Annotated in this window: 7 protein-coding genes; 3 read left to right on the top strand and 4 right to left on the bottom strand. The window is 67.5% G+C overall.

Annotated features, from left to right (window positions below; genetic code table 11):
* Positions 1 to 126: 126 nt before the first annotated feature.
* The 4 genes from VAE46_RS01450 to VAE46_RS01435 all read right to left on the bottom strand — a co-directional run bounded on the left by VAE46_RS01450 (position 127) and on the right by VAE46_RS01435 (position 3717).
* The gene (locus VAE46_RS01450; protein ID WP_322795128.1) at positions 127 to 1065 is read right to left on the bottom strand and encodes an MBL fold metallo-hydrolase; all 939 of its coding nucleotides are present in this window, start codon (positions 1063 to 1065) and stop codon (positions 127 to 129) included.
* A 54-nt stretch (positions 1066 to 1119) separates the two neighbouring features.
* Entirely contained in the window at positions 1120 to 2127 is a 1008-nt protein-coding gene (locus VAE46_RS01445) for a molybdopterin-guanine dinucleotide biosynthesis protein MobB (protein WP_322795127.1), read from the bottom strand.
* 103 nt (positions 2128 to 2230) lie between these two features.
* Positions 2231 to 3130 carry an SDR family NAD(P)-dependent oxidoreductase gene (locus tag VAE46_RS01440; RefSeq protein WP_322795126.1) on the bottom strand — a complete coding sequence of 300 codons (900 nt, stop codon included), beginning with the start codon at positions 3128 to 3130 and terminating at the stop codon, positions 2231 to 2233.
* 86 nt (positions 3131 to 3216) lie between these two features.
* Complete coding sequence (locus tag VAE46_RS01435; RefSeq protein WP_322795125.1) at positions 3217 to 3717, bottom strand: hemerythrin domain-containing protein; 501 nt, start codon at positions 3715 to 3717, stop codon at positions 3217 to 3219.
* Between the two features lie 116 nt (positions 3718 to 3833).
* Between VAE46_RS01435 and VAE46_RS01430 the strand changes: the two genes are divergently transcribed.
* The 3 genes from VAE46_RS01430 to VAE46_RS01420 form a co-directional block, all read left to right on the top strand.
* Positions 3834 to 4184 carry a rhodanese-like domain-containing protein gene (locus tag VAE46_RS01430; protein ID WP_322795124.1) on the top strand — a complete coding sequence of 117 codons (351 nt, stop codon included), beginning with the start codon at positions 3834 to 3836 and terminating at the stop codon, positions 4182 to 4184.
* A 118-nt stretch (positions 4185 to 4302) separates the two neighbouring features.
* Positions 4303 to 5544, top strand: coding sequence for a branched-chain amino acid ABC transporter substrate-binding protein (locus VAE46_RS01425; protein ID WP_322795123.1), 1242 nt, complete (start codon positions 4303 to 4305; stop codon positions 5542 to 5544).
* Positions 5545 to 5647: 103 nt separating this feature from the next.
* On the top strand, positions 5648 to 6310 hold a 663-nt coding region (locus VAE46_RS01420), incomplete at its 3' end, for a branched-chain amino acid ABC transporter permease (RefSeq protein WP_322795122.1).

Below are 6310 nucleotides of genomic sequence, written 5' to 3'. Positions count from 1 at the left end.
GGGCTGGCCGGCTTCATCCAGAAGCCCTATCGCCCCCAGGACCTCCTCGCGGCCGTCTCGCGGGTGCTCAGCCAGCCGCCCTCCCGCGGGGCGCAGTCGCCTTCGTCCTGAACCGGCGCCCTCCGCCTATGCCAGGCAGCGCAGCGGTCGCCCGCCGTTGAACTCCAGCATCTCCCGGAACATCTGTACATAATCCAGCGGCGCACCGCGCGGCCGCCCCTCCAGCTCCGAGTAGACCCGGTGCAGGTTCGGCACGATGCGCTCGCGGTCGTGCCACTCCGCGAAGCGGCCGAAGTCGAGCGACCGCGCGAGCTCCAGCGGCGGGATACCCCGTTCGAACCCCTTCCGGCCCTCTGCGGTGATCCATTCCAGGTACGCCCGCACCTCCCCGATCACCTCCGGCCCGCAGACCGGCCCATGCCCGGGCACGATGGTCTCCGGACCCAGCGCCTCGATCCGGTCGAGCGCCTCCAGCCAACCCGCCACGGAGCCGCCAAGCGCGAATGGTGTGCCCCCATTGAAGATGAGGTCCCCGCTGAAGAGCAGCTTCCGCTCTGGCACCCACGCCACGATGTCGCTGGTGGTGTGCGCGGGGCTCAGGTAGAGCAGCTCCACCGCCAGGTCATCGACGTACACCCGCAGGCGGTCGTCGAACGTCACGGTCGGCGGCGTCAGCGGGCACTCCCCGAAGTCCACCATCGGGAAGAGCGCGTAGGCGGCATGACCGGCGGCCAGCATCTCCAGCCGGCAGCGCTCGCTCGCGATGATCGCGCTCGCCGGCGAGAACATGAAATTCCCGTGCGTGTGGTCCCCGTGGCTGTGGGTATTGATCAGCGCGCTCACCGGCAAATCGGTCACTTCGCGCACCGCGGCATGGAATGCCCGCGCCCGTTTCTCGGTCCCGGTCGTGTCGATTACCACCGCCGAGCGGCTCCCCACGATGCAGCCCGCGTTGTTCAGGAACCAGCTGCCATCGAGCTGCACGTAGGCGTAGATGCCCGGGCTCACCTCCTCGATGCGCGGCGGTGGTAGCTGCTCATGCTCCGGCGGCAGTGCAGTCGACATGCTCTTCCCCTCCCTGGCGTGTCGCCGGGAGTCTAGCAGCACACTTGCATCCCTTCAGGCACCGGCGCACGGCCGGCAGACCGGCCCCGCCTCGCTTGGGAGCTCCCGCCCATCGGCAACTTCCTCGCCGCAGGCAATGCAGACCACGCGCCGCACGGGAGGGCCCGGCATGTCGAGGCTCCCGACCGGCGTCTCCACCCACCGAACCGAAAACAGCTCCTCCGCCGGCCACGAACGGTAGGCAGCTGCCTGTGCCGCATGCCTGCCAGCATCGAACACGCCCACCCGCTCACGAAGGTCGCCACGCGCGGCAACCCGCACGGCCCTGCCCGTCGAAAGGTCCCAGAACGTCGCCGCTAATTTGCCATAATCAAGAAATCGCAGCGTGCGCTTCCCCGGCCGGCACCCCGTCACCGCGACGATCGCGTCGGCTGCGCACCGGTCGATCTCGACGGCTGCCGTCAGCCGTTTCGCCCGGTCAGGGAGCTCCACGCCGAGCAGCTCGCCCGCGTACAGCGCCAGCCGCGTCCCAAGAATCAGCCCCGCGCAGGCATGCCCCCCGTGGAACTCCTTCGCCGCCCGCAGGGCGCGATCCAGCTCGAGGTCGCGCGGCAGGAGCGCACGAACGGCGGATTCCGCAGCCCTCAGCCCCGTTTCCAGCTCCGCGAGCGACCACCTTGCCACCACCTGTTCACCGGATGTCGGCTCCGCGTCCGCGGCGAGCACGGTTGGAAATGCCTCCGGCTCGTGCGTTTCGAACAGCACCAGGTCCACGTCGACTGGCACCTGTCGCAGCACGTTGCGTGCAGCCCGCTCGACCCGGGGAAGCGTCAGCTGCAGACGGTCCGGCGCCGCGATCACCATCGCGGACGGCCCCGCCGACCAAACGCGGCCTGACGCCTTCTCCGGGAGGTCGAGCGGATGGTGCGTGCGCTTCACCCACGCGATTCGGAGCCCGTTGCCTCCCAGCCGCTCGATGAGGCCCTGTACCACCGTTGACTTGCCCGAGCGCGAGGGGCCCCGCACGCACACCACCACCGGTCCGATGCCAGCTTCGTCCACGGGGTACCTCCATCCCAGGCTTGCTGTCGATTCTTGCTCCTCTTCCTGTGCCGCGCCCCGACCAAATGGCCCCGCTTTTTTCGCCAGGAGCCCCCGAAAATGCCTAGGCGACCGGCTGGATGAACTGTCGGAACGTCGGCTCCATCCGTCCGAACAGCTCGTCCGTCGTCCACATCTTCGAACCCTGCAGCACCACCTGGGGCGCGATGTTCGAGTACAGCGTGATGCGGTAGCCCGAAATCCCGAAGCAGCGGCCCGAAATCCAGCCGCCCTGGTCGCTGGCCAGGTACACCAGCGGCGGCGCGATGTTCGCCGGGTCGCGCTCGGTCCCCTTCGCTGCCTCCGCCATAATCCGCGCCGTCCGGGCGGCTGCCCGGCTCTCCGGCACCGTGTCGGTCATCCGCGTGGCCGCCCCCGGCGCAATCGAATTCGCCGTCACGCCGTACCGCCCGAGCGCCCGCGCGCAGCTGAGGGTGAAGCCCCAGATGCCCATCTTCGCCGCCGCGTAATTTGGCTGCCCGGGCGCCCCGAACAGCCCCGAGCCCGACGTGAAATTGATCAGCCGGCCGCCCTGCCGCGACTGGCGCCAGTAGATCGAGGCGAACTTCGTCGTCGCGAAGGTCCCCTTCATGTGCACCCGCACCACCGCATCCCACTCCTCCTCGGTCATGTTGAACACCATCCGGTCCCGCAGGATGCCGGCCGTGTTGACCAGGATGTCCAGCCTTCCCCAGGCGTTCAGCGCGGTCCGCACCATATCTTCGGCGGCGTCCATATCGGCCACGTCCCCGTAGTGCGCCATCGCCTCGCCGCCCGTCGCCGTGATCTCGGCCACCGTCTGCTCCGCGGGAGTCCGGTCCGCTCCCTCCCCGGCGACCGACGTGCCGAGGTCGTTCACCAGCACCCTGCAGCCCTCCCGCGCAAACAGCAGCGCCACCTCTTTGCCGATGCCGCGCCCGGCACCCGTGATGATCGCGGTTTTCCCTTCCAGTTTCCCGGCCATCGCAGTTCCTCGTGCACGAATTGCGTTCAGAGACCTCGGTCCCCGGGCGCGAATCTTACCCTCACGTCACTGTCGCCGGGAACCCCTCACGACGAGGCCGTAGCCGCCACGATGCGCTCGCTGTTCTCGACCAGCACATTCACCTGGCTCTCGCTGAGGTGGTCGTCCAGCATCGGCAGGAACACCGCATCCTCCGCATCGAGGTGCACCCGCGCCACGCCCCAGAGCGCGTACAGCAGCGCCGCCAGGTACTCCGCGTACGCGTCCGGCCTCCCGTCGTTTGCTGCGGCCTCCGCCAGCTTCGCCAGGTCGGAGCCCATGTCCCGGAGCGCATCGTGCTGACGCTCAAGCGGCAGGCACGAGCCCGGCTGGCCCACCACCCCGTCGACCGTCGGGAAGAGGGTGAACTCCTCTGCCCGGCAGGCCGGCAGCAGCACGCCGTTCACCCATGCCAGCGCACGTTCGAGCCCCGCCCGGCCGTCGTCCCACCGCCCGTCCGCCAGCGCGGACGCCGCCTCCTGCAACGAACCCAGCCCGTCGCGCAGCGATGCCCTCCACGCACGGTACGGCCCAATCACCCGGTCCATCGGCTACCCCCGCAGCACGTCTCCGCGCATCGTGCGCGCCTCGCCCCCGGCAGGCAACTCACGGCGCCCCGTGCTACCCTTTTCCCACACCCCAGCCAGCGAAACCGAGGTCCACCATGGCCACGAAAGACCCCCGCGAGCCCTTTACCCGCATCTCCGTGCAGGAAGCGAAGGAGAAGCTCGACCGCGGCGAGGCTGTCATGATCGACGTCCGCGAACCGCACGAATACGTCGAGGTCCACGCGAAGGGCGTCCGCCTGATCCCCGTCAACACCGTCATCAACGAAGTCCAGCAGATCCGCGAATTCGCCAACGGCAAAGAGGTCCTCTTCATCTGCCGCTCGGGCCAGCGCAGCGCGCTGGCCGCTGAGTTCGCCACCGCCGCCGGCCTCGACGACCTGCCCCTCTATAACGTCGAAGGCGGCACCATCGCCTGGGTCGAAGCGGGCTACCCCACCGGCGACTGACCCGCCCCGCGGCTTGACCATCAAACGATTGAATGAATAGGATTCCGCGACTGCACTGAGCGTAACCCGGGACTACCGACCGGTAAGCGCCAAACAACGCAGTCGGAGGGAACCACTCATGTCCGAACGGACCCGCTGGTCCAGGTTCACCTGGCTCCTGCTGGCCGCCGCCCTCGTCGCCGTCTTCGCCGTCGCCTGCGGCGGTGACGATGACGACGATGATGCCGGCAGCGGCGACGTCACCTACGGAACGGCTGGATTCAAGACCGTCGAGATCGCGGCAGGGGCGCCGATCAAGATCGGGATCTCCAGCCCGCTCTCCGGCGACCTTAAGGGCATCGGCGAACCGATCCAGAAGGCTGCCGAGCTCGCCGGCAAGGACAAGACCATCAAGGGCCACGCCATCGAGTTCGTCGCCAAGGACGACCTCTGCTCGCCCGACGGCGGCGCCGCAGCGGCCACCCAGCTCCTCCAGGAAGGCGTCGTCGCGGTGGTTGGGCCGGTGTGCTCCGGTGCGGTGGTCGCCGCCCAGCCGCAGTACGAGCAGGCTGGCGTCACCCACGTCTCGCCGTCCTCCACCGCCCACAAGCCAACCTACCCCGACCGCGGCCAGGTCTTCCAGACCTTCCTCCGCACCACCTATAGCGACGACATCCAGGGCCCGGCGCAGGCAAAGTTCGCCACCACCGAACTCAAGGCCAAGACCGCCTACATCGTCTACGACACCGACGCCTACGGCACCGGCCTCCGCGATGCCTTCAAGGCGGCCTTCGAAAAGGAAGGCGGCAAGATCGTTGGCAGCGAGGGCTATGAGAAAAAGCAGACCGACTTCAAGGCCATCGTCACCAACATCAAGAACGCCAAACCCGACCTCGTCTACTTCGCCGGCTTCTACTCCGAGGCGACGCCCTTCATCAAGCAGCTCCGCGCCGAAATGAAGGATGTGCCGTTCCTCGGCGGTGACGGCGTCAAGAACGACGAGTTCATCAAGGGCGCTGGCGCTGACGCTGAGGGTGCCTATCTCTCACTCCCCAGCCCCGTCTACACCAGCGCGGCGTACAACACCTTCGGCGAAAAGTTCGAAAAAGAGACCGGCATCAAGCGCGATGCCAGCCCCTTCGTCGCCGAGGCCTACGACGCCGCCACCATCATCATCAACGCCATCGAAAAGGTCGCCGAAGAGAAGGACGGCAAGCTCCTCATCGACCTCAAGAAGCTCAACGAAGAGATCCGCAAGACAGAGCTCGATGGCGCATCCGGCAAAATCAAGTTCGACGCCCGCGGCGAAAACGTCGGCGGCGAAACTCCCGTCTCGCTCTTCGTCGTCAAGAACGGCCAGTACGAACAGCTGCAGAAGTAGCCCGGTGGTACCGCGGGTTCATCGCGTCTGAACCCACATCCGGAGAGGCGCCAGCGGCCGCTGGCGCCTCTCCGCCCGTCCAGTCAGCCCCCAGGAGCAGCCAATGCTCGCGCCCCTCGCCCTCAACGTCAGCTTCTGGTCCGACCAGTTCGTGAACGGCCTCACCACCGGCAGCCTCTACGCCCTCATCGCCCTCGGCTACACGATGGTCTATGGCGTCCTCAAGATGATTAACTTCGCCCACGGCGAAGTCTTCATGCTCGGCTCTTTCGCCGGCTACGGGGCGCTCGTCGCCATGGGCGGGAACGACCTTTCCGGTCCGGTCGTCGCCCTGGCAATCCTCGGGGCCATCATCGTGGCCATGAGCGCCTCCGTCAGCGCGTCCGTCGTGATCGAACGCCTCGCATACCGACCGCTCCGCAACGCCCCGCGGCTCGCCCCGCTCATCAGCGCCATCGGCGTTTCCATCTTCCTCCAGTACCTTGTCCTCGACCAAACCAGCGCCCGGGCGAAGTTCTACCCCGATATCTTCCCCCGCGGCCAGCTCTCCGCAGGGCCGTTCAGCATCACCTACATCCAGCTCTTCCTCATCCTCTGCTCCATCGCCATGATGGTTGTCCTCACGCTCATCATTCAGCGCACCCGCCTCGGGCGCGCCATCCGCGCCGTTGCCGAAAATCCCACCAACGCCTCGCTCATGGGCGTCGATGTCAACCGCACCATCGTCTTCGTCTTCATCCTCGGCGCGGCCATGGCGGGTGTGGCA

This window comes from Tepidiforma sp. (assembly GCF_034433535.1).
Classification (GTDB): Bacteria; Chloroflexota; Dehalococcoidia; order Tepidiformales; family Tepidiformaceae; genus Tepidiforma.
This window is presented reverse-complemented; position numbering and strand designations above follow the sequence as displayed.

What these genes read in the sequence shown, in the direction of transcription:
- VAE46_RS01425 (WP_322795123.1), top strand. Translation starts at nt 4,303, where the DNA reads ATGTCCGAACGGACCCGCTGGTCCAGGTTCACCTGGCTCCTGCTGGCC.
- VAE46_RS01435 (WP_322795125.1), bottom strand. Translation starts at nt 3,717, where the DNA reads ATGGACCGGGTGATTGGGCCGTACCGTGCGTGGAGGGCATCGCTGCGC.
- VAE46_RS01430 (WP_322795124.1), top strand. Translation starts at nt 3,834, where the DNA reads ATGGCCACGAAAGACCCCCGCGAGCCCTTTACCCGCATCTCCGTGCAG.
- VAE46_RS01450 (WP_322795128.1), bottom strand. Translation starts at nt 1,065, where the DNA reads ATGTCGACTGCACTGCCGCCGGAGCATGAGCAGCTACCACCGCCGCGC.
- VAE46_RS01440 (WP_322795126.1), bottom strand. Translation starts at nt 3,130, where the DNA reads ATGGCCGGGAAACTGGAAGGGAAAACCGCGATCATCACGGGTGCCGGG.